The 23,135-nt window shown below is 61.2% G+C and carries 22 protein-coding genes and 1 pseudogene; 14 read left to right on the top strand and 9 right to left on the bottom strand.

Features of this window, described 5'->3' with window-relative positions:
• Nucleotides 1-14: 14 nt before the first annotated feature.
• From BUA42_RS00720 to BUA42_RS00705, 4 genes and pseudogenes are all read left to right on the top strand, one after another.
• Nucleotides 15-1,580: pseudogene (locus tag BUA42_RS00720) on the top strand (ABC transporter ATP-binding protein); the annotation flags it as partial.
• Nucleotides 1,581-2,055: 475 nt separating this feature from the next.
• Nucleotides 2,056-3,186, top strand: a complete 1,131-nt coding sequence (locus tag BUA42_RS00715) for an ABC transporter permease (RefSeq protein WP_072775797.1) — start codon at nt 2,056-2,058, stop codon at nt 3,184-3,186.
• A 5-nt stretch (nt 3,187-3,191) separates the two neighbouring features.
• Nucleotides 3,192-3,830, top strand: coding sequence for a LysE family translocator (locus BUA42_RS00710; protein WP_072776665.1), 639 nt, complete (start codon nt 3,192-3,194; stop codon nt 3,828-3,830).
• A 3-nt stretch (nt 3,831-3,833) separates the two neighbouring features.
• Nucleotides 3,834-4,799 carry an ABC transporter permease gene (locus BUA42_RS00705; RefSeq protein WP_072775796.1) on the top strand — a complete coding sequence of 322 codons (966 nt, stop codon included), beginning with the start codon at nt 3,834-3,836 and terminating at the stop codon, nt 4,797-4,799.
• 211 nt (nt 4,800-5,010) lie between these two features.
• Here BUA42_RS00705 and BUA42_RS00700 read toward each other — a convergent pair whose 3' ends face one another.
• Nucleotides 5,011-5,868, bottom strand: coding sequence for a CPBP family intramembrane glutamic endopeptidase (locus BUA42_RS00700; protein ID WP_072775795.1), 858 nt, complete (start codon nt 5,866-5,868; stop codon nt 5,011-5,013).
• A gap of 452 nt (nt 5,869-6,320) precedes the next feature.
• On the opposite strand from BUA42_RS00700, the gene BUA42_RS00695 reads away from it, so the two are divergent.
• Genes BUA42_RS00695 through BUA42_RS00685 form a run of 3 tightly spaced genes read left to right on the top strand, consistent with a single transcriptional unit; the run spans nt 6,321 to nt 8,418 of the window.
• Nucleotides 6,321-7,232 (top strand): sulfite exporter TauE/SafE family protein, encoded by a 912-nt coding sequence (locus tag BUA42_RS00695; RefSeq protein ID WP_072775794.1) that lies wholly within the window; start codon nt 6,321-6,323, stop codon nt 7,230-7,232.
• A complete protein-coding gene (locus tag BUA42_RS00690) occupies nt 7,232-7,990 on the top strand; it encodes a TIGR02186 family protein (protein WP_072775793.1) in 759 nt (252 codons plus the stop codon). Before BUA42_RS00695 ends, BUA42_RS00690 begins: the two co-directional genes overlap by 1 nt.
• Nucleotides 7,987-8,418: an acyl-CoA thioesterase gene (locus BUA42_RS00685; protein ID WP_072775792.1), complete on the top strand. Its 432-nt coding sequence runs from the start codon at nt 7,987-7,989 to the stop codon at nt 8,416-8,418. The genes BUA42_RS00690 and BUA42_RS00685 overlap by 4 nt, the downstream gene beginning before the upstream one ends.
• An 80-nt stretch (nt 8,419-8,498) precedes the next feature.
• Here the strand turns inward: BUA42_RS00685 and uvrC are convergent, their stop codons facing one another.
• The 7 genes from uvrC to BUA42_RS00655 form a co-directional block, all read right to left on the bottom strand.
• The gene (gene uvrC / locus BUA42_RS00680; protein WP_072775791.1) at nt 8,499-10,364 is read right to left on the bottom strand and encodes an excinuclease ABC subunit UvrC; all 1,866 of its coding nucleotides are present in this window, start codon (nt 10,362-10,364) and stop codon (nt 8,499-8,501) included.
• A gap of 311 nt (nt 10,365-10,675) precedes the next feature.
• Nucleotides 10,676-11,455 (bottom strand): SDR family oxidoreductase, encoded by a 780-nt coding sequence (locus BUA42_RS00675; protein WP_072775790.1) that lies wholly within the window; start codon nt 11,453-11,455, stop codon nt 10,676-10,678.
• A gap of 15 nt (nt 11,456-11,470) precedes the next feature.
• Nucleotides 11,471-12,430: a calcium/sodium antiporter gene (locus BUA42_RS00670; protein WP_425435009.1), complete on the bottom strand. Its 960-nt coding sequence runs from the start codon at nt 12,428-12,430 to the stop codon at nt 11,471-11,473.
• Nucleotide 12,431: 1 nt separating this feature from the next.
• Nucleotides 12,432-12,599, bottom strand: coding sequence for a hypothetical protein (locus BUA42_RS21025; RefSeq protein ID WP_178346817.1), 168 nt, complete (start codon nt 12,597-12,599; stop codon nt 12,432-12,434).
• Between the two features lie 2 nt (nt 12,600-12,601).
• Nucleotides 12,602-13,399 carry a S49 family peptidase gene (locus BUA42_RS00665; protein ID WP_072775789.1) on the bottom strand — a complete coding sequence of 266 codons (798 nt, stop codon included), beginning with the start codon at nt 13,397-13,399 and terminating at the stop codon, nt 12,602-12,604.
• 176 nt (nt 13,400-13,575) lie between these two features.
• Nucleotides 13,576-14,703 (bottom strand): peptidase S41, encoded by a 1,128-nt coding sequence (locus BUA42_RS00660; RefSeq protein ID WP_245818910.1) that lies wholly within the window; start codon nt 14,701-14,703, stop codon nt 13,576-13,578.
• A 154-nt stretch (nt 14,704-14,857) separates the two neighbouring features.
• Nucleotides 14,858-17,056, bottom strand: coding sequence for a primosomal protein N' (locus tag BUA42_RS00655; RefSeq protein WP_072776663.1), 2,199 nt, complete (start codon nt 17,054-17,056; stop codon nt 14,858-14,860).
• 78 nt (nt 17,057-17,134) lie between these two features.
• Between BUA42_RS00655 and fsa the strand changes: the two genes are divergently transcribed.
• The 7 genes from fsa (at nt 17,135) to pssA (ending at nt 22,447) form a co-directional block, all read left to right on the top strand.
• Nucleotides 17,135-17,788, top strand: coding sequence for a fructose-6-phosphate aldolase (gene fsa, locus BUA42_RS00650; protein ID WP_072775787.1), 654 nt, complete (start codon nt 17,135-17,137; stop codon nt 17,786-17,788).
• A gap of 110 nt (nt 17,789-17,898) precedes the next feature.
• Complete coding sequence (locus BUA42_RS00645) at nt 17,899-18,603, top strand: DUF484 family protein (protein WP_072775786.1); 705 nt, start codon at nt 17,899-17,901, stop codon at nt 18,601-18,603.
• Nucleotides 18,600-19,526, top strand: a complete 927-nt coding sequence (locus tag BUA42_RS00640; RefSeq protein WP_072775785.1) for a tyrosine recombinase XerC — start codon at nt 18,600-18,602, stop codon at nt 19,524-19,526. The genes BUA42_RS00645 and BUA42_RS00640 overlap by 4 nt, the downstream gene beginning before the upstream one ends.
• Nucleotides 19,527-19,606: 80 nt before the next feature.
• On the top strand, nt 19,607-20,227 hold the full coding sequence (locus BUA42_RS00635) for an FMN-binding negative transcriptional regulator (protein WP_072775784.1): 621 nt from the start codon (nt 19,607-19,609) through the stop codon (nt 20,225-20,227).
• Between the two features lie 129 nt (nt 20,228-20,356).
• Nucleotides 20,357-20,959, top strand: coding sequence for a glutathione S-transferase (locus BUA42_RS00630; protein ID WP_072775783.1), 603 nt, complete (start codon nt 20,357-20,359; stop codon nt 20,957-20,959).
• A 61-nt stretch (nt 20,960-21,020) separates the two neighbouring features.
• A complete protein-coding gene (locus BUA42_RS00625) occupies nt 21,021-21,707 on the top strand; it encodes a phosphatidylserine decarboxylase (protein WP_281249776.1) in 687 nt (228 codons plus the stop codon).
• Nucleotides 21,704-22,447 (top strand): CDP-diacylglycerol--serine O-phosphatidyltransferase, encoded by a 744-nt coding sequence (gene pssA / locus BUA42_RS00620; RefSeq protein ID WP_072775781.1) that lies wholly within the window; start codon nt 21,704-21,706, stop codon nt 22,445-22,447. The genes BUA42_RS00625 and pssA overlap by 4 nt, the downstream gene beginning before the upstream one ends.
• 1 nt (nt 22,448) lies before the next feature.
• Here pssA and BUA42_RS00615 read toward each other — a convergent pair whose 3' ends face one another.
• On the bottom strand, nt 22,449-23,111 hold the full coding sequence (locus BUA42_RS00615) for an outer membrane protein (protein ID WP_072776662.1): 663 nt from the start codon (nt 23,109-23,111) through the stop codon (nt 22,449-22,451).
• Nucleotides 23,112-23,135 lie beyond the last annotated feature (24 nt).

Genomic DNA, 23,135 nt, shown 5'->3' with positions numbered 1-23,135 from the left:
CAACAGGGACAGCCATGAGCACAGCCGTTGCCGAAGAGTCCGAGATCGATGTCACACAGGTTGCATCCGCGATCGAACTGAAGGGCATTTCGAAAGCCTTTGGTCCTGTCCAAGCCAACAAGAACATCTCGATCAGCGTCAAACCCGGGACGATTCACGGCATCATCGGCGAAAACGGCGCAGGCAAATCGACCCTGATGTCGATCCTTTACGGGTTCTACAAAGCCGACAGCGGCGAGATTTTCATCCACGGAAAGAAGACCGAGATCCCCGACAGCCAGGCCGCGATCCGCGCCGGCATCGGCATGGTTTTCCAGCACTTCAAACTGGTGCAGAACTTCACTGTTCTGGAAAACGTCATCCTCGGCGCCGAAGATGGCCCTCTGCTCCGCCCATCGCTCAACAAGGCGCGCGGCGTGCTCAAGCAACTGGCCGAGGAATATGAGCTTAACGTCGATCCGGACGCCATCGTCGAAAACCTCAGCGTCGGACACCAGCAGCGCGTCGAAATCCTCAAGGCGCTGTATCGTCAGGCCGATATTCTGATCCTGGACGAACCGACCGGCGTTCTGACACCGGCAGAGGCCGACCACCTGTTCCGTATCCTCGACAACCTGCGAGCCGAGGGGAAGACGATCATCCTCATCACGCACAAGCTGCGCGAGATCATGAACGCCACCGACACGGTGTCCGTGATGCGGCGTGGCGAAATGACCGCCACTGTCAAGACGTCCGAGACCAACCCCGAACGGTTGGCCGAGATGATGGTGGGCCGCAAGGTGCTCTTGCACATCGACAAGCAACCGGCCCAACCAAAGGACCCGGTGCTGGAGGTCGAAAACCTGCGCCTGATCGACGACAAGGGTGTCGAGCGTCTGAAAGGCATCTCGTTCCACGTGCGCGCCGGAGAAATCCTGGGCATCGCGGGCGTGGCGGGTAACGGCCAGTCTGATCTGATGCATGTGCTTGGCGGATACGCGAATGCCACCGGTTCGGTACGGGTCAAAGGCCAAGAGATTGATCTCACTGGCGCACATTCGGACGGACAGTCCCGGCGCGCCCGTGGGATCGCGCATGTGCCCGAAGACCGGCACCGGGAAGGTCTCATCATGCCGTTTTCCGCGTGGGAAAACATGATCTTCGGCTACCACCGCGATCCGGCCATTCAGTCCGGCCCGCTGATGAACAACGCGGCGATCAAGGCAGAGGCCGCGGCCAAGATGGATCGCTTCGACGTGCGTCCGCCGAACCCGAAACTGGCCGCGCGCAACTTCTCGGGCGGAAACCAGCAGAAGATCGTGCTCGCCCGTGAAATCGAACGGAACCCCGACATTCTTTTGGTCGGCCAGCCGACACGCGGCGTCGATATCGGGGCCATCGAGTTCATCCACCAACAGATTGTCCGCCTGCGCGATGAAGGCAAAGCCATTCTTCTCGTGTCCGTGGAACTGGACGAGATCCTGTCCCTGTCCGACCGCATCGCCGTGATGTTCGACGGCCAGATCATGGGCGAACGCCTGCCCGAGGAGACGAACGAGAAAGAGCTTGGCCTGCTCATGGCCGGGATCACCGACACCGACTCCGCAAAAATGCCCGAAGCGCCCATGGCGTTTTCGGAGGATGACTTGCAGGAAGTCGCGGAAAACGCCGAAAGCTCCCACCCGGAGCCTGTGACCGAGACTGAGACTGAGACCGGGGAAACAGCTGAAGCGGACCCGATAGAGGCTCAAGACGACACCGAGGCTGCTGAGCCTGCCGAAGAGGCCGCGCACCTTGAGAAAGCTGCGCAGGACGATGCACCGGTCGAGGAGATCAGCACGCCGTCCGCAGAGGCTCCGGAACCCGAGGATGTTCCGCAAACGGATGTGCCCGCGCCAGAGGAAAAGAAGCCGGTCGAAAGCGTGAGCATCGGCGGCTTCAGCGCGACGATCCAGCAAGGCGCGCCGTCCGCTGTCACGGCCAATACCAAGCCAAAAGAGGAACAGGATACGGAGGCGGCACCCCAACAACCCGTCTTCAAGAGCAGAGCAAGACCCAACAAGGAAGGCGACAAAGATGGATAAGATGCCCGGCTGGGCCGACGCGGTCCTTGTCCCCCTGATCTCGCTTATCCTAGCCGCCATCCTGTCGGCCCTCGTGATCATCGGAATCGGTGAAGACCCGATCGCGGCGTTCAACCTGATGGTCGAAGGGGCGCTGATGCGGTCCTCGGGCTGGGGCTACACGCTCTACTACGCGACCAATTTCATCTTCACCGGCCTTGCCGTCGCGGTCGCCTTCCATGCGCGCATGTTCAATATCGGCGGCGAAGGTCAGGCCATGATCGGTGGCCTCGGTGTCGCGCTTGCCTGCCTCTATATTCCGTGGCCCAACTGGTACGTCGCCCTAATCGGGGCGACCGCCTCTGCCGCGCTCTTCGGCGCGATGTGGGCTCTGATCCCGGCCTACCTGCAAGCCAAACGTGGCAGCCACATCGTGATCACGACGATCATGTTCAACTTCATCGCGGCTGCGTTGCTCAATTACGTGCTGGTGAACATTCTGCGTCCGCAAGGCGCGATGGACCCGGCCACAGCCCGTTTCCCCGAAGCGACGCACCTGCCGACATTTCAGGACATGTTCTCCACCGCCGCCGCGCCGATGTTCCGCGGTGCGCCCGCCAACGTGACCTTCTTCCTCGCTCTCCTCATGTGTGTGCTGGTCTGGTTCCTGATTTGGCGCACCCGTCTGGGGTACGAGATCCGCGCCTTTGGCCATTCGGAATCCGCAGCGAAATATGCGGGCATCAGCCCGGTGAAGATCACCGTCGTCGCCATGCTCATCTCCGGTGGGCTGGCGGGTATGATGGCGCTCAACACCACCATGGGCGAGGCCGAACGCCTTGTCATGAACGCCACAGAAGGCGCGGGCTTCATCGGCATCGCGGTCGCTCTCATGGGCCGGTCACACCCGCTCGGTGTGCTACTTGCCGCGCTGCTGTTCGGGTTCCTTTACCAAGGGGGCGCAGAGCTTGCGCTCTGGACCAACATCCCGCGCGAACTGATCGTCGTGATCCAGGCGCTTGTCATCCTTTTCACCGGCGCGCTCGACAACATGGTGCGCATGCCGCTTGAGAAGGTGTTCCTGTCGATGCGACGCGCACCGAAGCCCGACAAGCGGTCGGCGCAAACCGGTCCGGCGGAGTGATGTCGATGCTGGCAGAGTGGCTTCCGAACCTCTTGGCCGGATGGGCGGTGCAGCTGCTTGGCGTGTTGTCCCCCGGACCGGGCGTTGCTCTGATCCTGACGGTCGCGACGACGCAGGGGCGCACGGCAGCCATCACAACCTGCTTCGGGATTGCGACCGGGGCAGTGTGCCTCGTCGCGGCAGCGGTGATCGGGTTGGGTGCACTTGTGGCCGAAGTCGCCTGGGCGATGACCGCGATCAAGCTCATGGGCGCCGCCTATCTGAGCTGGCTGGCCTGGAACGCCTTTGGCCGCGCGGTCTCGCCGCCGCCACCACCATCGGCAAGTTTCTCCGGACTGGCTGACCGCCGCGCCGGAGCCATCGCGCTTGGCGGTTTTGCGATGCAGGTGACGAACCCGAAAGCAATCATGTACTGGCTCGCGGCTGTCGCCGTGGCGAATTTCGCGGCGGCCCCGTGGCCCATCATCCTGATCTTCATCCTCGGCGGTTTCGTCAATTCCTTCGTTGGACACGGTGCCTGGGCTGTGGCCCTGTCCTCGCGCCCGTTCACCGCCCTCTATGCCCGTGGCCGCCGCTGGGTCGAGGCGACCCTTGGCGTGTTCTTCGCCTTCACGGCTTACAAGCTTGCGACGACAAGGATCTGATCCATGGATTTCCTCACTCTGCTTCAGGTCCTCGACAGCACGGTGCGCCTCGCCACGCCGCTCCTGCTGGCCTGCCTCGCCGGTCTCTTCTCTGAACGCGCGGGCGTCTTTGACATTGGCCTCGAAGGCAAGATGCTTGCCGCCGCGTTTTTCTCTGCGGCCATCGCCGCGATCACCGGCGATGTCTGGATGGGACTTGGCGCAGGCATTGCCGCGTCGCTTGCCCTATCCATCGTCCACGGGCTTGCGTCCATCACCTTCCGCGGCAACCAGCTTATCTCTGGCGTTGCGATCAACTTCCTTGCGGCGGGTCTGACAGTTCTCATCGCGCAGGACTGGTTCAGTCAGGGCGGACGCACGCCCTCGCTCATCGGGCAAGGCCGCTTCGGTCCGATCACGCTGCCCGGCGCCGAGGCGCTGTCGGGCGTCCCGGTACTTGGCCCGATCTACGCAGAGCTTATCTCGGGGCACTCGATCCTCGTCTATATCGCCTTCCTCACCGTCCCGCTGACATGGTGGCTCCTGTTCCGCACCCGGTTCGGCCTGCGCCTGCGCGCCGTGGGAGAGGCCCCCGAGGCCGTCGACACGGCCGGTGTCTCGGTGGTCACGCTGCGCTACGTCGCCGTCGGCATTTGCGGTATTCTCTGCGGGATCGCCGGTGCTTACCTGGCCACTGCCCTCCAGGCGGGTTTCGTCAAGGACATGACCGCCGGTCGCGGCTTCATCGCGCTGGCGGCCCTGATCTTTGCCAAGTGGCGCCCGTGGTACGCGCTCTACGCCTGTCTTCTCTTCGGTCTGCTGCAGGCCGTCGCATTGCGGTACCAGAACATCGACCTCGGCGCGTTCGTCGTCCCGGTGCAGTTCATGGACGCCCTGCCCTACATCCTCACGGTCGTGATCCTCGCCGGTTTTGTCGGTAAAGCCATCCCGCCCCGTGCAGGCGGCGAGCCTTACGTGAAAGAGCGCTGAACGAAGATCTCTGGAGTATCCCAGAGGCAAGTTCGGTCTGAGGTGAATACACCATGGCGCAGCGCATGTGCAAAATCGGCATAACGCGGCAACAGGTTACGATGGCGTCCTGAGACGGAGAGTCCCTTGACAAGAAGTCTCCCTCTCGGCTCTCAGACACGGCCTGGGGCGATCACCATGTTTGCTCGAGCTATGCCAAAGACCCAATCATCTAGGATGAAGGGCGACGGTGGTTCCACCATCCCCACAGTCCAAGCAAGATGAGACCGTAAATCAATTCAGGCGAAAGAAGCGCATAAAAGGGGCTAAGGGTGACTTCTGTGGTTTCGGCTGCGCCACCGCCGGATGCACCTGCGCTTTCACGCGTTTTCAACATCGTCTGGTTCAAAGTAACACCGGCATCCCAAAGGCCATGCATGACAATGGAGGGCCAGAGCGAGCCGGTCCAAAGCACCAAGGCACCATAAAGTACACCGCCTCCAGCGGCTGAGATGACCTGCAAAATGGTCACATCAAGAGGTTGGCCACTCACCCAATTCACGAAGTGAAAAGCGCCGAAGACCAAGGCCGCAACCAGCACCGCCGGAATAGCCGGCATCTTCGACCTCAAGCCGTGCAGAAGAACTCCACGAAACAACAGCTCCTCGAAAAATCCCACCACAAGAGCAACGAAACTGGCAAGCCAGATCGCCCGCCATTCAGCAGCCGTCAGCGCGAAATCGTCATCCTGCCGATAAACAGACCAGTAGACCGCCAGCACCATGAGCAGAATCAACGCGATGTAGGGGAGAGTGAGGAGACTGGCACGCCATCCGGGCGCAACACTAAGTCTTGTTTCCCGCGTCCAACCGATGAGGACAACGGCAAACACAAGCACTCCGGCCAATCCGATTTCGGCCCAAAGACCGCCGGCGAAATCAGAAGCGCCTTTTTGCTGTTGTCCGTGCCCGAAAAGCTGCGAAGCATCTACGAAGAAGACGGGTGCAAGAAAGTAAGTCGCGGCGACCAGAAGCAGCAAAACTGCCAAGACCAACGGATGCTCGGCGGCGAAAGCGCGTATGTTCTTCAAGACAGAGTTCCCATTGAAATCGCATGAATCCGGTCTGGCCCACTCAACCGCGCTACCTCGCATTTTGGAATAGGTGACCAGACCCAGCAATCTGAGTCCAGCCGACCGTTCTCCGGCCACATTCGGTTGCGGACGCGTCGTGAGAGGACGTGTCGATACCGACTTTGGCGATCTTCTCGAAATGACAGCAATCGCAGAGGTTGACCCTGTCTAAGCAGCAAGGCTTTCCAACCAACGCAGCTGACCAAATCAGACGGGTACGGTGGGTCGCGCTCATATCAAGCACAGCTCAGAGACAGAAGTCTGGTTAAACAGACCAAAACAAGGCACCCTTCCACTATATACGGAAAAGCCTCTCCAATCGGTCCAGATCGCACTCAAGTGTAAGTCCTTTTTGCACCTGCGGCACCGGATCGCTTGAAACGGATCCGGCGTTGGGTCTAAGGACAAATATGCAAGTATACCTCCCCATCGCCGAGGTCTCGGTCAATGCGTTCCTGCTCCTCGGTCTGGGTGGGATGGTGGGTGTCCTGTCCGGCATGTTTGGCGTCGGCGGCGGGTTCTTGATGACACCGCTCCTTTTCTTCATCGGCATCCCTCCGGCAGTGGCCGTCGCCACCGAGGCGAACCAGATCGTGGCGTCCTCCTTTTCCGGCGTACTGGCACATCTCAGGCGAAAGACGGTCGATCTGAAGATGGGAACGGTGCTGCTGATCGGCGGCCTGATCGGCGCGGCGCTCGGTGTGGGGGTGTTCAACTATCTCAAAAGCCTTGGCCAGGTCGATCTGCTCGTACGACTGTGTTACGTGCTCTTCCTCGGCGTGATCGGCTCGCTCATGTTCATCGAGAGCCTGAACGCGATCCGCAAAACGAAGTCCGGCAAGCCGCCGGCTCGCAAGAAGCACAACTGGGTGCACGGCCTGCCCTTCAAGATGCGTTTCCGCACCTCGGGGCTCTACATCTCTGTCATCCCGCCGGTCCTTGTGGGTGTTCTGGTCGGTATCCTCGCCGCCATCATGGGGGTTGGCGGAGGGTTCATCATGGTCCCCGCGATGATCTATCTTTTGGGGATGCCCACAAAGGTCGTTGTCGGCACCTCGCTCTTCCAGATCATCTTCGTGACCGGCTTCACCACGCTGCTGCATGCCACGACGAACTACACCGTCGACATCGTGCTGGCCGTTCTGCTCTTGGTCGGCGGCGTTGTCGGCGCGCAGATCGGCACCGTGATCGGGGCCAAGCTCAAGGCCGAACAACTCCGCATCTTGCTTGCCCTCATGGTCCTCGCCGTCTGCGGCAAGCTCGCCCTCGATCTGCTGATCCAGCCGGCGGAACTGTTCAGCGTCGGGGCAGAGGGTCACTGATGCGCGCGCTGCTCTTTCTCCTCGCATGCCTCGCGATGCCGCTCAGCGCCGAAGAGGTTGTGCTGGGCCTGAGTCAGGACGAGGTGTCGATCTCAACGAATTTCGACGGATCCGAGATCATCATCTACGGCGCCATCAAGCGCGAGGCCCCGATCCCGCAAGACGACCCGCTTCAGGTCATCGTGACGATTTCCGGCCCACGGGAACCCGTCACCATTCGCCGCAAGGACCGCCGTTTCGGCATCTGGGTCAACACCGAAGGCTTGAGCGTCAGCGCAGCCCCCAGCTTTTACGCGATTGCCACCTCGGGAACCTGGGCAGAAGTGATCAACGAGGCCGACGATCTGCGTCACACCATCTCGATCCCACGAGCGATCCGCTCTGTCGGGGCGTGGAGCCAGGTGGACAAGCCGCAAGAGTTTCTGGATGCCCTGATCCGCATCAAGATGAACGACGGCACCTACGTCCTGAAGGAGAACGCGGTCGATTTGCAGCAATCGACGCTCTTTACCACGGCCATCCGGATGCCCGCGAACCTGACCGAAGGCGACTACGCCACCCGCATCTTCCTCACCCGCGGTGGCAAGGTGATCTCGCGATACGAGACAAGCATCGACGTCCGCAAGGTCGGCCTCGAACGCTGGCTCTTCAACCTGTCGCGCCAGCAGCCGCTGGTGTACGGATTGATGTCTCTCGCCATCGCCATCGCGGCGGGCTGGGGCGCGTCCGCAGCCTTCCGCCTCCTGCGCTCCGGATGACACGCCAGCCCCCGGGAACCCGCGCAGACTACCGCGCCTTCCGCATTCTGCCGACGCGCTGGCAGGACAATGACGAATACGGCCACCTCAACAACGCGACCTACTACGCGCTGTTCGACACCGCGGTAAGCCTCTGGCAAATCGATCAGGGGATAGAGATCCGCGGCCCGAACGCGACAAAGTTCCTCGTCATAGAAAGCGGCTGCCGCTACCACGCCGAGATGGGCTTCCCCGACGTCCTGACGGCCGGTCTGCGCGTTGCCCATATCGGCACTTCCTCGTTCCGCTACGAAATCGCACTTTTCGCGAACGAGGCGGACACCGCCGGGGCCGAAGGCTTTTTCACCCAGGTCCATGTCAATGAGGTCTCGCGCCCGGCCCCGCTCCCGACATCCGTCCGCCACATCCTGGAACAGATCGCACCCTGATCTTCTTCCGGCCTGAAATATCCCCGCCGGAGGCAAATCAAAAAATCTGCGTGTGCGCAGCACACACAATGCGATGACGCTCAGCCGTTTTCGTGGAAGAAGCCGTAGATGCGCTCGGCCAAGGCCTCGCTGACGCCCTCGACCGCCTTCAGGTCCGCCAGGTTCGCCCGGCTCACGGCCTTGGCCGACCCGAAATGCGCCAGTAGCGCCCGCTTGCGTGACGCACCCACACCCTGGATCTCGTCCAGAGGGTTGGCCATCTGTGACTTCGCCCGTTTCGCGCGATGCGTTCCGATGGCAAACCGGTGTGCCTCGTCGCGCAGTCGCTGGATGAAATACAAAACCGGATCGTTGTGGCGCAGCGCAAACGGGCGCGTGCCGATCCTGTGGAACTCTTCCTTGCCCGCATCGCGGTCGACGCCCTTGGCGACACCCACCATCGGCACGTCCTCGACACCGTATTCGGCCATGATCCCGGCCACCGCTGACACTTGCCCGGCCCCGCCGTCAATCAGCAAAAGATCGGGCCACAGACCCTTGTCCCGATCCGGGTCTTCCTTGAGCAATCGCTTGAAGCGCCGGGTCAGCACCTCTTTCATCATGCCGAAATCGTCACCAGGGGTCAGCTCTTCGCCCTTGATGTTGAACTTGCGGTACTGGTTCTTGATGAAGCCTTCCGGCCCCGCCACGATCATCGCGCCAACGGCGTTCGTGCCCTGAATGTGGCTGTTGTCGTAGACTTCGATCCGCTGCGGCGGCGCGTCCAGATCGAAGGCTTCCGCCACGCCACGCAACAGCTTCGCCTGCGTGGCCGTCTCGGCCATCCGCCGCGCCAGCGACTCGCGCGCGTTGCGCAAGGCGCCGTCCACCAGCTCCGACTTCTCGCCGCGCATCGGCACCGCGATCTCGACCTTGCGTCCCAGCTTGTCGGACAACGCCTCGCACATCAGATCGTCGTTTTCGATCGGATGCGACAGAAGGATCAGGCGCGGCGGTTCCTTGGTGTCGTAGAACTGTCCCAGAAAGGCTTCCAGCACCTCGGCTTCTTCCACGTCCGGGCCGACGCGCGGGTAGAAATCTCGGTTTCCCCAGTTCTGGTTCGCCCGGATGAAAAAGACCTGCACGCAGGCCTGCCCCTTTTCGAGATGCAGCGCAATCACGTCCGCTTCGGTCACGCCGCGCGGGTTGATGCCTTGGGCCGTCTGCACCTGCGTCAGTGCGCGGATACGATCCCGCAGCGCGGCGGCGCGTTCGAACTCCATCTCTTCCGACGCCTGCGCCATCTGCTTGGCGAGTGTTTCCTGCACGTTGGTCGACTTGCCCGACAGAAACCGCTGCGCGTCTTTCACGCTCTCGGCATATTCCGCCTCAGAGACTTTCCCGACGCACGGCGCCGAGCAGCGCTTGATCTGGTAGAGCAAACAGGGCCGCGTCCGGCTTTCGAACATCGGGTCCGAGCAGTTGCGCAGCAGGAAGACCTTCTGCAACTGGTTCAGCGTCCGGTTCACGGCGCCCGCACTGGCGAACGGTCCGTAATACGCGCCCTTTTCCTTTTTGGCTCCGCGATGCTTGTGGATCATGGGGAAGGCGTGATCGGTGACGTGGATATTCGGGAAAGACTTGTCGTCGCGCAGCAGCACGTTGTAGCGCGGTTTGAGCTGCTTGATGAGATTCTGTTCCAGCAGCAGCGCTTCGGTTTCCGTCCGCGTTGTCAGGAACATCATCGACGCCGTCTCGGAGATCATCCTCGCAATGCGTCCCGAATGACCCGCCGGGCGTGCGTAATTCGACACCCGCGCCTTGAGGTTGCGCGCCTTGCCGACATACAGCACCCGCGCCTGCGCATCGAGCATCCGGTAGACGCCCGGACTCTGGTCGAGCGTCTTCAGATAGCTCTGAATGCAGGCATGACCTGTCAGGTTTTCTGTATCGGTTTTGTCGGTCATGTCACGATGGATTTACAGTTTTGGCTCGCGTCTGATTCTGGATCACTGGCTGCACAATGTGAACTGGTAGCGCAACCACTAAGGCATCCACGGAATCTGTGGATAACTCTGCGGAGAACTTTCGCTCAGGTGGATTTTTCCATTGTATTCTGGCGGCTTCCCTGAGTTGCCTAATTTTTAGGCACGTATGTAAGTGATTGATATTGAATTGTATTTTTTGAACGTCGCAACAAGTAGCTGAAAACATTAACACTTTTGTAACGGTCTCGTAACGTCAACTTGAGCAGTGCAAAACTTGCACGCGCTGTGCATCATTCGACACCGATCACGTCGGGTGTCTGCCATGCCAGGTGCTGTCCGCCATCCACGCAAAGCAGCTGCCCTGTGACCGCCGGCGCGTCGAGGAAATACCCCAAAGCGCCCGTGATATCAGACGTGTTTGCGCCCCTCTCCAGAACGGTGGCAGCACGTTGTTTCGCGAAATGCTCTTCGCTTTGCCGCCCCCCACGCAGCGTCGGTCCGGGACCGATTGCGTTCACCCGGCACTTCGGCGCCAGCGCCTGTGCCGCGGTCTGCGTGAAGGCCCAGAGACCCATCTTCGCGATGGTATACGTCATGAATTCCGGCGTCAGCTTGCGCACGCGCTGGTCGATCATGTTCACGACCAGACCCTGCGCCACCGGCTCACCCCTGTCATCCGTCTCGGGTTCGGGCAACTGTGCGGCGAGCGCCTGCGTCAGCACAAACGGCGCGCGCAGGTTGCTTTCGAGATGCCGATCCCAGTTCTCCCGCGTTGCCGTTTCGATATTGTCGTATTCGAATATCGACGCGTTGTTGATGAGAACGGTCAGCGGACCACCCAGCCCATCGATGGCGTTTGGCACAAGCGCCTGCGTGTCCGCCTCGCTCAGCAGATCGGCCTGCACCGTACAGGCGGCGCGGCCTTTCGTACGGATCATCTCCGCCACCTCCTCGGCCGCATCGTCCGAGCTTGAGTAATGCACCACAATGTCGAACCCGCGATCCGCGAGGTAAAGCGCCATCGCCCGACCCAGACGTTTTCCCGCACCGGTGACCAAAGCCTTCTTCATCGCACGTCCCTGCCCTTAGATGATGACAAGCGCAATGTAGCCCAGATAAAGCGCCGACAAGATCACACCCCAGATCCGCGTGAGGTCACGGCTCAGGAAGACCAGCGGGAAAATCAGGATCGATGCGCCCAGCATCACCCACAGATCGAACCGCAGGAATTCCGGATCGACCGGAATCGGTGCAATCAGCGAAGCAACCCCGATGATGGCAAGAAGGTTGAACATGTTCGACCCGATCACGTTGCCCAGCGCCACATCCGCCTGACGGCGCAGCGCCGCCATCACCGTGGTGGCCAATTCGGGCAAGGACGTCCCGAGCGCCACAAGGGTCAGACCGATGACGGTATCGCTGACACCGAAGATTTTCGCGATCTGTACAGAGCTGTCGACCAGCAGGTCCGCCCCCAAAGGCAAACCGATCAGACCGAGAAGCAGGAAGAGAATGATCTTCCACCAAGGCATGCTCGGGTCCGCGCCCTCCGGCTCTTCCTCGTCGTCACCCTCGCCGTTCTGAACAGCGCGGCGATGTGCCAGAGCCTCGCGGATCGAGTCCCCCAGGATCACCGCCAGCACCGCCAAAAGCACCAGTCCCGCCCAAAAATCGAAGATGCCGCGAAACGCGAGGCCGATAAACAGCACCGACGCCAACAGCATGATGACATAGCTCTTGCGCGTGTTGCACTGGCTTGTGTGCATGACCGCCAAGAGCGCGGGAACACCTAGGACGAGCAGGATATTGGCAGTGTTGGACCCAACGACATTGCCCAAGGCGATGCCCGGCACATTGTCGAGCGCGGCTTTGATCGAGATCAGAAGCTCTGGCGCAGAGGTGCCGAAGGCGACCACCGTCAGGCTGACGATGAGGGCGGGAATGCCGATCCGAAGTGACAGGTTGACCGCGCCTTTCACCAGCGCGTCGCCTGCAAGCAACAGGATCACCAGCCCGACAGCAACGCCCCCCCAGATCATCAGCATATCAGGATGCCTTCCCCGAACAGGGGCACGGCCCCTTGCCGATGCGGTAGCGTCCGCAATTCGGGCATTTCTTGCTGGCAAGGCGCTTCGCGCCGGGCAGGCGCAGCTTGCCGAACATGGCAAGCACACCCATGAAAATGAGGAAGAGGAAAACGATCTTGGTGATCACGTCTACAGACCGTACCGCGCGAATTCGGCGCGTTCTTCAAGGGCGACAAGCGCATCCTGTGTCAGTTGCGCACCGAAACGGGCAAAGAACGGCCGGCGCTGTTCGTAGCGGCGAAACTGAACCTTGTCTCCGAAACGCTCTTTCATCACCGGGACCAAATGACCAACGGCGTCGGCCAGACCCACGTCGACCGCGTGCTGGCCGATCCAGACTTCTCCTGTGAACAGGTCAGGGTCATCGGCCAGCTTGTCGCCACGGCTGGTTTTGACCTGATTGATGAACGTGTCGTGCAACTGGCCAAGCAACTTGTTCAGACGCGCGACATCCTCTTCGGTTTCGGGCTTGAACGGATCGAGCATAGATTTCGATTTGCCAGCAGTATAGACGCGCCGTTCGATGCCCTGGCGTTGCAGGAACACATGTGCGCCGAAGCTCGCGGAGATGACGCCGATCGAACCGAGGATAGAGCTTTGATCGGCAAAGATCTCATCCGCGGCGCTGGCGATCCAGTATCCGCCGGACGCGGCGACATCTTCGACAAAGGCGTAAACCGGCACTTCGTGCTCTTCGGCCAGGCGCCGGATGCGCGCACCGATCAAAGAGCTTTGCGCGGGGCTCCCCCCGGGAGAGTTGATCTCGAGCGCGACCGCTGCGGGCTTGCCCTTGCGGAACGCCTTCTCCAGCATACCGCGCAAGCTGGCGTCGCTCAGCGTACCGCGCGTGCCTGCCGCAATGGTGCCTTGCAACCGGACCACAGACACGACCGGGTCCGATTTCATAAAGGGGATAAAGCGCTTCATGCAGGCCCATGTAGAATGGCGACCGGGGGCATACAAGGCATGGACGGAAATATGCGGACGGTGTGGGGCGGCTGCCGCCGTTGGCAAAAGGGAGCACACCCTGACCTATTGTTTCGCGCGCGAAACATTTGGACCGGATCGGACCTATTTACTGTTCATTAAGGTTTGACGGCAGGTCAGGTGCGCCGGACTTTGCTTTCCTTCGTCGAGGTGTGCAGGCTGTCGAGCATCTCCAGGCAGAACCGATCCAGCGATTCAACATCGTCCGAATTTGCGATCCAACTACGGTCCAGTTCAAGTGTCCCGACCGCGACGATCTTTTCGGCGATCTCGCTTGGCGTGGTTTCGTCGACACGACCTCCAGCCCAATCATGAAAGGCCGATGAGTACCGGATCACCGCGCCACTGGACGACAGGTCGGTTGTTCCCCCTTCCGCAAAGAATGTCAGACCGTCCCCCATCTCTTCCCCGATAAGTTTGAGCCGTGCTCCGAGACGGTGTTTCAGGATGGCGACGAATACGATAGCGGCGGAGAAGGTGAACTTGTCGACAAGCAATCCAACCCGTCGGTCTTTTGCGCCGTCCGAAATCGCGTCGATCAACGGCATGGTTCGAAGAAAATTGCCGCCCGTGTTTCCTCGAACGTCAACAAGAATGGGGGTGCCGGGGCGCGATCTAACGCGGTCCGCCGCCTCGGACACCGCATTCGATAGATCAATTCCACCGGGATCGAAGAAGCTCGGAAGGACCAACAGCAGACCGCGCTGGCCGAAATCCTTGATCTCCAGAAAGGACTTGGGAAACCAGGAAGCGTCGGCTTTCCCATGCTCGTTTCGCGGGTAGAACACGGACCCAGAAATCCTATTGGCTGTATCCACAACCAGTTCGCTGATCCGTCCCGCCTCATTGCGCACCCGGAATTCGATTGTGTCGTCGCCGGACAAAACACTCAAGCGTTTCAATGCGCTTGGCCAAGCGAAAAGGATCGGCCCGATGACGCGTTTTCGTTGTTTCGTCCCCGCCAGAAACTTATCGGACGCGACTTCGATCTCGCTCACGGGAATACCATTGATGGAAACCAATTCACCTCCAATCGCCTCAGCGAAACCGGACGCGGCATCGAGCAGGCGGACTGAGGTACCGATGGTCACGAACCTCAGAGGGAGAACCGAGATGGCATCGTTCGGGATCAAGCGTGTGTGGCCGTTCGCAGGCAAGGCCAGGAGTCGCATCAGAGAAAGGAGGAATTCGTCCTTCTCGTTCGCGAGCGCATTCTGCCGGGCTACGTTGATGTGACGATCCATGTCCTCGCTTCCGATGTCTCGGAAGCTGGGGTCGGTCGGCAGAACCGCTCTCACAATTTGCTCTAGATCTTGGATCATCGACATACGGCATGTGTATTGGCACGTGCCGAAATGTCCATGACGGGCTCGCTCCGGACATTCGCGCATTAAGAGGTCAGTAAAAGCTCTGCGGGTCGATATCGATGGCCATGCGCAGTTCTCCCTTGAGCTTGAAGGGTGCAACCCAAGCTGCGAGGGCGGGTTGCAGCGCGGTGCCTTTCCGGGCTTTCACAAGCAAGCGGACGCGATGGCGGCCTCGGACGCGGGCAATCGGCGCTGGGGCTGGGCCGAAGACTTGCGCCCCTGCGCGACGGAGCGGCGCGTCGTTTCGGGCGAGCGCGTTGCCGAGGTCGAACACCTCTTGCACGTCCGGTGAGGACAGGATGATCCCGGCGAGACGGCCGTAGGGCGGCACCCCTGCGGCGCGGCGCTCGTCGGCTTCCGCGGCCCAGAAGTTTTTCTCGTCCCCTGACAGGATTGCGCGGATCACGGGGTGTTCGGGCTGGAAGGTCTGCAAGAGCGCCTGCCCAGGCTTATCGGCCCGTCCCGCCCGGCCTGCGACCTGGCGCATGAGTTGAAACGTCCGCTCAGCCGCGCGCAGGTCTGACCCTTGTAGACCCAGATCCGCGTCGATCACGCCAACCAGCGTGAGCAGCGGGAAGTTGTGCCCTTTGGCGACCAGTTGCGTACCGATGATGAGGTCTGCGCCACCTTCGGCGATGGTCTCGATCTCGGCCTTCAGGGCACGAGCGGAGCCGAACATGTCCGAGGACAGCACCGCAAGACGCGCTTCGGGGAAGAGTGTCTGGGCCTCTTCGGCCAAGCGTTCGACGCCCGGGCCGACGGCGGCGAGGCGGTCTTCGGCGTCGCAAGACGGGCATACGGTCGGCAGCGGTTTGGTCTCGCCGCATTGATGGCAGACAAGACGTTTCAGGAAGCGGTGTTCGACCATGCGCGCGTCGCAATGGTCGCAGCCGATCTGGTGGCCGCAGGCGCGGCAGATGGTGACAGGCGCGTAGCCCCGGCGGTTTATGAAGAGGAGCGCCTGTTCCTTGTTGTCGAGCCGTTGCTGCACCGCCCGTTGCAGGGTCGGGCTGATCCAGCTTGACCCCGGAAGCTCTTCGCTGCGCATGTCGATGGCGCGCATTTCGGGCAGGACGGCATCGCCGAAGCGAGAGGTGAGTTCGAGTTTGGTGTACTTGCCGGCCTCCGCATTGGCCCAGGATTCGAGGCTTGGCGTGGCGGAGGCGAGGATCACCTGCGCATCGCAGATCGAGGCGCGCAGCACGGCCATGTCGCGGGCATTGTACAAGACGCCGTCCTCTTGCTTGTAGGATGTGTCGTGCTCTTCATCGACGACGATCAAGCCGAGGTCGCGGAACGGGAGAAACAGGGACGACCGCGCGCCCACGACAAGCTGCGCGCCGCCCTGCGCCGTCATTTTCCAGACGCGGCGGCGTTCCGTAATGGTAACCCCCGAATGCCATTCCGCCGGACGCGCGCCGAACCGGGCCTCGACCCGCGTCAGGAATTCTGCGGTGAGCGCGATCTCGGGCAACAGGACCAGCGCCTGGCGGCCTTGGGACAGACATTCGGCGACAGCTTCGAGATAGACCTCGGTCTTGCCAGAGCCTGTCACGCCTTTCAGGAGTGTCGTGCCGTAGCTTTGGGTCGCAACCGCGGCGCGCAGGATCTGCGAGGCTGTTGCCTGATCGTCGGTGAGTGTCTTTCCCGCATAGGTCGGGTCGAGCGTTGGAAACGGCGTGTCGCGCGGGCTGTCTTCCTCGCGGACGGCGCCCAGCTTGGCAAGGCCCTTGACGACGGACGTGGTCACGCCTGCCGCTTCGGCCAGTTCCTTGAGCGTCAGGGACAGCCCGCCCATGTCGCGCAGCACGTCGAGCACGCGGGTGCGGGCGTCGGTCATGCGGTCGGGGGTGGTGTCGCCCAAACGGTAGATCTTGCGCATCGACGGCGGATCGCCCAGTCCCGGCGCGCGGGTGGCAAGACGCAGCATGGCGGGCATGGGTGTCAGGGTGTAATCACCCGCGCGCGTCAGAAAGGTCATGAGTTCTTCGCGCATCGGCGCGGCATCGAGCACCCGAATGACCGAGCGGATCTTGGATAGGTCGTAGTCCCCGCGCCCGGCGCTCCAGACTACGCCCAGCACCTTGCGCGGACCAAGCGGCACCTCGACAAACGCCCCGATATGGCAGCCGCCCTCGGGCGCGCGGTAGTCGAGCACGCGGTCCAGAGGTTGCGTTGTCAGTACGCCGATCAGAGCGCCTTCATCGAAATAGCTGGCTGTTAGCGCCATCATTCCTGCTTTCGGTGGTTGTTGCACTGGGGTAAAGCGCTGGTTAGGAAAGGCCAACCCATGAGAGGAGCGAGCCCCATGAAATTCTTTGTCGACACTGCTGAAATCGATGCCATCGCCGAGTTGAATGATCTGGGCATGGTGGACGGTGTGACCACCAACCCGTCGCTGATCAAGAAATCCGGACGCGACATCCTGGAAGTGACCAAGGAAATCTGCGATCTCGTCGCTGGTCCGGTATCTGCGGAAGTTGTTGCGCTCAAAGCGGAGGACATGATCACCGAAGGGCGCAAGTTGGCCGAGATCGCGGAAAACATCGCGGTAAAGGTGCCTCTGACCTGGGACGGTCTGAAAGCGTGCAAGACGCTGACGGACGAAGGCAAGATGGTGAACGTGACCCTGTGTTTCAGTGCCAACCAGGCGCTCTTGGCTGCGAAAGCTGGGGCGACGTTTATTTCTCCGTTCATCGGACGGCTGGACGATCTGAACGTGGATGGTCTCGACCTGATCGCCGACATTCGCGAGATCTACGACAATTACGGATTCGAGACGCAGGTTCTTGCGGCATCGATCCGGTCGGCTAATCATATGAGCGAATGCGCCAAGATCGGCGCGGATGTGGCAACGGCCCCTCCGGGCGTGATCAAGGCGATGGCGAACCATGTCCTGACCGACAAGGGTCTGGATCAGTTCGTCAAGGACGCGCAAGCGGCGAACATCAAGATCGTTTGATCTGAGGCGCCCCTGCGCTTCTGCCACAGTTTTCATTCCGGGCCGAAAAAAGGCGCGCATCTTGGCAGCGTCCCTGATAGGTTCGCGCCAAAGACGATACCGAGGATGGCATGAGCAGCCCCCAAATAGACGATACGTTGCGCGAAACGATCATGACGCGCCCCGACATGATTCTCGAAGATCAGGACCTGATGCGCGCTTTGATCGCCGCGAATGAACGCGCCATGGGCGGGAACATCGTGGACCTGCGCGGCATTGCCATGGACCGGCTCGAAGCCCGTCTTGACCGGCTGGAAGACACGCACCGTTCGGTGATCGCGGCGGCCTACGAAAACCTGGCCGGAACCAATCAGGTGCATCGTGCGATCCTGCGTCTGATGGACCCGGTAGAGTTCGAACCATTTCTGAAAGACCTTGGCGGCGACGTGGCCGAAATCCTGCGGGTCGACGTGATCAAACTGGTGCTGGAATCGGTGCAGAACGATGAGGACCCGGCGATCAAGCGGCTGGGGTCAGTTCTGTCGGTCGCGGCACCCGGTTTCATCGACCAGTACCTCACTGCTGGACGGGATGTCCCCGCACGGCAGGTGACATTGCGCCAGATCGAGCGGGGCCAGCCCGAGATTTATGGCGACAAGGCGGATTGGGTCCGGTCCGAGGCGTGTCTGAAGCTCGATTTCGGTCCGGGACGGTTGCCAGGCTTGCTGGTGATGGGCGCGGAAGACCCGCACCAGTTCACGCCGCAGCAAGGCACGGACCTTTTGACGTTCTTCACCGGAGTGTTCGAGCGTCAGATGCGGCGCTGGTTGTCGTGAGCATCGTGATCTCTCCGGCGGCGCGTGACGCTCTGGAGGGATGGCTTGCGGCAAGCCGGGCGTTGAAGGGAACGGCGGAGAATACGCTGACAGCGTATCGGACGGATGTCGTCGATTTCATCACATTCATGACCGAGTACAAAGGCGACGCGCAGGGACTTGCGCCGCTGTCACGGATTGCCGTGACGGACATGCGCGCCTGGATGGCGCAGACACGATCCGGCGGTGCAAGTGCGCGGTCTCTGGCGCGCAAGCTGTCGGCGGTGAAGTCGTTCTATCGCTGGCTGGCCGAACGCGAGGGATTCGAACCGACCGCGGTTTTGTCGACACGCGCGCCAAAGTTCGAGAAGAAGCTTCCCCGTCCTCTGAACGAAGATGCCGCGCGGGCGATGATCGCAACTGTCGGTGAGCAGTCGCAAACAGGCTGGGTCGGTGCACGGGATATGGCGGTGGTGACGCTGCTTTATGGCTGCGGGTTGCGGATATCCGAGGCTTTGGGGTTGATGGGCCGCGACCTTCCCCTGGGCGAGGCGATGCGGATCGTCGGCAAGGGCGGCAAGGAGCGGGTGGTCCCCGTACTACCCGTCGCGCGGCAGGCGGTGGCCACCTATCTGAAGCTCTGCCCGTTCGAGACGGAGACCGACAAACCGGTCTTTCGCGGCGTCCGGGGCGGCGCATTGAACCCAAGGCTCGTGCAGAAAGTCACGGAACAGGCGCGGATGCAATTGGGCCTGCCCGCGACCGCGACACCTCATGCGATGCGGCACAGCTTTGCGACACATCTCTTGTCTGCAGGCGGGGATTTGCGGGCGATCCAGGAATTGCTCGGACATGCCTCCCTGTCGACGACACAGGCCTATACTTCGGTCGACACCGTCCATCTGATGAAGGTCTACGAGGCAACGCATCCCAAATCGGGATAATTGTCCGGATACAATGTTTCCCGGGCGTTTCAAGGTCGGACGTGGCAAGCAAGGTGCGGTTTAAATCCGTGAGATGAGCCATGCATCCAAACCCGACATTTCATAGCCAGGATCATCTTAAGGACATCGCCCTCGTGCGCGACCGAGGGTTCGGCACCTTGGTGATCAACGGCGATCCGGTGCCAAATCTCGCGCATGTGCCGATCCTGATATCCGAGGACGGAACCGAGGTGTTGATCCATCTGGTGCGGGCCAACCCGATTGCCCGTGCCTTGAAAGTGCCCCTGCCCGCCCGCATCGCGGTGTCTGGGCCCGACGGATATATTTCGCCCGATTGGTACGGTGTCGCGGATCAGGTACCGACGTGGAACTACGTAGCGGTGCAGATCACTGGAACGCTGGAGCGGTTGCCGCAAGACGAGATGCGGCGCGTGCTTGATACCCAGTCGGCATTTTACGAAGCGCGGCTGGCACCCAAGACGCCTTGGACGACGGACAAGATGACACCAGAGGTACTGGAAAAAATGATGCGCATGATCGTCCCGTGCCGGATGGCGGTCGCGGACATCTCAGCGACATGGAAGCTGGGACAGAACAAGGACGAAGCAGCCCGTTTGGGAGCGGCGCGTGCGTTGACGGCAGGCATCGGGACGGAGCTTGATGCGCTGTCGGCGCTCATGACAGAGCCGCCCGATTTGTGAGGGGTGTCGGCTTTCCGACGACGGAAAGCCGAGGGTCCGGTGCCGCATCCTTTCACCTGTCGACCGATTGCATTGGCAAATGCCGACCGGAGCACTTAGCTTCACATCAACCATCAGGGAGGCATCATCATGCAACTTCTTCGCGCCGGTCCGTCACCATTTGTTCGCAAGGTTCTGGTGACCTTGCATGAGACAGGTCAGTTTGCGGATGTGGAACAGGTCGATGTGACCGCATCCCCGATTGAGCCGGATTCCAAACTCATCGCTGCGAACCCGGTCGGGAAGATCCCAGCGCTGATCCGCGCCGATGGACCGACGATCTATGACAGCCGGGTGATCTGCCGCTTCCTGGATGCGCGCGCTGACGCCGGGCTCTACCCCGAGCGGCGGCTGTGGGACACGCTGACGCTTGAGGCGACTGCGGACGGGATCATGGATGCGGCAGTGCTCATGGTGTATGAGATGCGGTTCCGACCGGAAGACAAGGTGCATCAGCCCTGGGTCGAGGGGCAGTGGTCAAAGGTCAGCCGCGCGCTCGATGCGTTGAACACACGGTGGATGAGTCACCTGAACGGCCGCATGGATATGGGGCATATCGCGATTGGCTGTGCCCTGGGCTATCTCGATTTCCGGCACGATGCGCGGTCGTGGCGGACGGGGCGCGACACGCTAGCGGCGTGGTACGAGACGTTTTCACAGCGCGACAGCATGGTGGCGACAAAGCCCGAGTGATGACGTGTCGTCCTGTCGCGCCTGACTTGCGCGTTCGCGCGGCCCGGTTTACCGACGCGCAATCTTTTCAGAGGAATCTACCGCGATGCGGATGACCGATACGTTTATCAAGCCGATGCACCCCGAGGGTCGCAAATTCGTGGCGATCTTTGCGGCGGTGACACTGGTGCTCTTCGCGATCGAGGATGTGCTGGGCTGGATCGGCGTCGGCCTGACGGTCTGGTGCTACTACTTCTTCCGCGATCCCGAACGCGTGACGCCCGACGCGCCCGGACTTGTGATCAGCCCGGCGGACGGTGTTGTCTCGCTCATCGAACCGGCGGTGCCGCCGCGCGAGTTGGGGTTGCCGGAGCAGGAGCTGACCCGTGTCAGCGTATTCATGTCGGTCTTCAACTGCCATGTGAACCGCGCGCCAGTGGCGGGCAAAGTCGAAACCATCGCATACAAACCCGGCAAGTTCCTGAACGCGTCGCTCGACAAGGCGAGCGAGGACAACGAGAGGAATTCGCTGGTAATCCGGATGTCGGATGATCGCATCCTGACTGTGACGCAGATCGCGGGACTTGTGGCGCGGCGGATCGTGAGCTTTACGCAGGAAGGCGCGGTTCTGGATCGCGGAGAGCGGTTCGGACTGATCCGTTTTGGATCGCGCCTCGATATTTACCTGCCACAAGGTGTGGAGCCGTCGGTGAAGATCGGCCAGACGATGATCGCGGGCGAGACTGTGATTGCGGATCTTGGCAAATGACCAACGGCAACGGCGATAAGCTGACACTGATCCAGCTGTTGCCGAACATGATCACGGTGACGGCCATCGTGGCCGGGCTGACGGCGATCCGGTTCGGATTGCAGGGGAATTACGAACTTGCGGTGCAACTGATCCTGCTGGCGGCGATCCTCGATGGGGTGGACGGACGCTTGGCCCGCGCGTTGCAGAGCGACAGCAAGATGGGCGCGGAACTCGACTCGCTGGCGGATTTCCTGAACTTCGGCGTGGCTCCGGGGATGCTGCTCTATGTCTGGGCGCTGGATGACACGCGGCAGTTGGGCTGGCTGGCGGTGCTGGTTTACGCAATTTGCGCCGTGACGCGTCTGGCGCGATTCAACGTGGCGCGGAAAGCCGAGAACGGATCGGCGGAAAACGCTTATTTCATGGGAATCCCTTCACCCGCCGGAGCGATCCTTGTGATGCTGCCGATGTATGCGTCTTTCGCCTTTGACAGCGACCAGATCATCTCGGACGTGCTGCTGTCGATTTACATCGCGGGGGTCGGGTTCCTGATGATCGGGCGGTTCCCTGTCTGGTCTTTCAAGACGACGCGGATCAGCCAGCGCCGGGTCAAAGTGTTCCTTGTGGGATTTGCAGCCATCGGCGCGGCAATTGCCATCTACACCTGGATCGCGCTTGTTGTGTTGAGCTTGATCTATATCGGTACGGTGATCTGGATGTTGCCCGGATCACGCCGCGCGCTGGCGCGGGACAAGTAGATCAGAACTTCAGCGTCAGACCGATATTGAGCGCGTTTGTCTTGATGTCGGTCTCGAGATCGCCGCCCTCGGGCAGATCGACCGAGTTCTGCGAATAGGTGAACTGGTATTCACCGAAAACCGCGAAGCGATCATTCAGATCGTAGGTCACGCCGGCCGTCAGGCGCGCTGCCGGACCGGTGAGCTGAAATCCGTATTCCTCGATCCCGGTTGTCGTGTCGATGTCCACATGCGGGATGGCCACGCCGATACCGCCGCCAATGTACGGAGTGATGCTGCCCTCGGCCCACAGACCGGGCCAGCGCTGATACGCATTCACCGTCACGATGTTCAGGCCGTCGGTGAATTCGAGGTCGGAGAACCCGATCTCTTCCTTTTCATCGTCCGGGGCGTAGACCTTGGCGTGGGTGAATTCGAGTCCGAAACCGAGGGTTTCACTTTGCCACCACGTGCCGCGCACACCGTAATAGGGCGGCATCTCGAACGAACGCCCTTCCCACCCGATCAGCGCGTCGAAATCAGCACCTGTTCCGGGGTAGTCGCCACGCACGCGGCTGTGAGGCGCGGTCTGCCAGCCTGTGTAGATCGACAGCTCCATCTCGGCGAGCGCCGGAGAAGCGGTGCCGCCCAGCATCAAAACCCCTGCGAGAATCGCTTTCTTCATCAGACCGACGTCCATTTGACCGTG

Origin of the sequence: Marivita hallyeonensis (genome assembly GCF_900129875.1) — a bacterium.
Lineage (GTDB): Bacteria > Pseudomonadota > Alphaproteobacteria > Rhodobacterales > Rhodobacteraceae > Marivita > Marivita hallyeonensis.
This window is presented reverse-complemented; position numbering and strand designations above follow the sequence as displayed.